The organism is Kineococcus gurbantunggutensis (assembly GCF_050871925.1).
Lineage (GTDB): Bacteria > Actinomycetota > Actinomycetes > Actinomycetales > Kineococcaceae > Kineococcus.
On the sequence record NZ_JBJLSG010000313.1, the window covers coordinates 1 to 2,054 of the forward strand.

The 2,054-nt window shown below is 79.3% G+C and carries 3 protein-coding genes; 2 read left to right on the top strand and 1 reads right to left on the bottom strand.

The annotated features are described in order from the left end of the window. Window positions 1-73: 73 nt before the first annotated feature. The gene (locus ACRYR7_RS25335) at window positions 74-733 is read right to left on the bottom strand and encodes an O-methyltransferase (RefSeq protein ID WP_432575150.1); all 660 of its coding nucleotides are present in this window, start codon (window positions 731-733) and stop codon (window positions 74-76) included. 206 nt (window positions 734-939) lie between these two features. Between ACRYR7_RS25335 and sigE the strand changes: the two genes are divergently transcribed. Continuing rightward, window positions 940-1,653, top strand: a complete 714-nt coding sequence (sigE, locus tag ACRYR7_RS25340; protein ID WP_432575152.1) for an RNA polymerase sigma factor SigE — start codon at window positions 940-942, stop codon at window positions 1,651-1,653. Next, window positions 1,650-2,054: anti-sigma factor (locus ACRYR7_RS25345; protein ID WP_459115338.1), on the top strand; the 405-nt coding region annotated here is incomplete at its 3' end. The genes sigE and ACRYR7_RS25345, both read left to right, overlap by 4 nt.

A 2,054-nucleotide genomic window follows, 5' to 3' on the forward strand; every position in this document is an offset into this window, starting at 1 on the left:
CGGCCCCGGACCCCGGCCGGGGTCCGGGGCCGCGCGGGCCGGTGGGCCCGGCGCCGAGCGGGCGCGGCGGGGCTCAGGGGCGCTTGACCGCCAGCAGCAGGCCCTCGCCGGTGGGCAGCAGCGCGGAGACCCAGCGCTCGTCCTCGGCCACGGTGCGGCCCACCTCGCGCAGCGCGACGGTGGAGGAGTCCCGGGCGGCGGGGTCGGCCACGCGCCCGTTCCACAACGCGTCGTCCACCACCAGCAGCCCGCCCGGGCGCAGCAGCCGCTGGGCCTGCTCCAGGTAGGCGGAGTACTCGCGCTCGTCGCCGTCGAGCAGCACGAGGTCGTAGGCGGCGTCGGTCAGCCGGGGCAGCACCTCCAGCGCGCGCCCGGGGATCATCCGCGCCCGGTTCGGGCGCACCCCCGTCTCGGCGACCGCCTCGCGGGCGGCGCGCTGGCGCTCGCCGTCGACGTCGATGGTCGTCAGCACCCCGTCGGGGGCCATGCCGCGCAGCAGGCTGACGGTCGAGACGCCGGTGCCGGTGCCCACCTCCACGGCCGTGCGCGCCCGGGTGGCGGCCGCCAGGACCGTCAGCGCCGCCGCCACGCCCGGCGAGACCGGCTCGCAGCCGAGGTCGGCGGCGCGGGACCGCGCCCACTGCAGCACCTCGTCCTCGGTGGTGAACTGCTCGGCGTAGGCCCAGCTGGCGGGCTGCTTCGCGGGCGGGGGCACCTGCGCAACGTAGTGCATCGGCCCGTGGCCGGGCCCGGTGAACCCGGAGCCCGCGGGGGGCCGCGGCGGGCCCGGGGGAGGGGTACCGGCGCGCGGGCACCGCCGTGCGGGGGACCCCGGGAACCGCGCGCGTCCTCCCCCCGTTGGACCCCGTGAGCCCGTCCGGTGGAGATCGGGTGCGATGCGGGGCCCGGGAGTGGCCCCCGCGAGGGGAGTGGGAGACGATGGGAGCAGTGGCGGTGCCGTTCGCGGTCCCCTTCCCCGCCCGCACCAGGAGGAGCACCGTGCCCGACGACCCAGGCGGTCCCGGGGTCGTGCCCGGCGAGCTGCCCGCGCAGCAGGCCGGCGTGGCGCACGCCCCCGCCGCCTCCGCGTGGGTGCCCCCGACGTGGGAGGAGGTCGTGCGCGACCACTCGGGCCGGGTGTACCGGCTGGCGTACCGCCTCACCGGCAACCGGCACGACGCCGAGGACCTCACCCAGGAGGTCTTCGTGCGGGTGTTCCGCTCGCTGTCCAGCTACCAGCCGGGCACCTTCGAGGGCTGGCTGCACCGCATCACCACGAACCTCTTCCTGGACCAGGTCCGCCGCAAGCAGCGCATCCGCTTCGACGCGCTCGCCGAGGACGCCGGGGAGAAGCTGCCCAGCACCGACGTCGGCCCCGAGCGCGCCTACGAGCACCGCAACCTCGACGACGACGTGCAGGCGGCCCTGGACTCCCTGCCGCCGGACTTCCGCGCCGTCGTGGTGCTGTGCGACATCGAGGGCCTGTCCTACGAGGAGATCGCGGCCACGCTCGGCGTGAAGCTGGGCACCGTGCGCTCGCGCATCCACCGCGGCCGCGCCCAGCTGCGCACGGCGCTGGCGCACCGCGCCCCGCGCCCCCCGGCGGCGCCGGCCCCGGCGTCCCGCCTCGCCCTGGGCGAGGAGAGCTCGTGAGCGGACCGCACCTCGGCGCGCGGGTCACCCCGCTCGTCGACGGGCGGCTCGCCGCGGACGCGGCCCTGCGCGCCGACGAGCACCTGCGCTCGTGCTGCGCGTGCGCGGAGGCGGTGGAGGCCGAGCGCCTCGTGCGCGCCCGGCTGCACGCCCTGCCGGACCCGGAGCCCTCCGAGGACCTGATGGCCCGCCTGCGCGACATCGGCGGTCCCAGCGGGCCCCTGCCGCCGCGGGACCTGCCGATGGCCGTGCCCGCGCGCCCCGCGGCGGGCGCGGCCCCGCCCGCGCGCCTGGACCCCGTGCGCCCGGCCGGGGGCCCGCCGCCCGCCGGCCGCGCCCGCCCCCCCACCCGGCGCCCGCCGCTGCCGCCCCCCCAGTCGCGGTCGTACGCGCTACTCGGA

Excerpts from the sequence above, each read along its gene's own strand:
- ACRYR7_RS25335 (WP_432575150.1), bottom strand. The coding sequence starts at position 733 with ATGCACTACGTTGCGCAGGTGCCCCCGCCCGCGAAGCAGCCCGCCAGC.
- sigE (WP_432575152.1), top strand. The coding sequence starts at position 940 with ATGGGAGCAGTGGCGGTGCCGTTCGCGGTCCCCTTCCCCGCCCGCACC.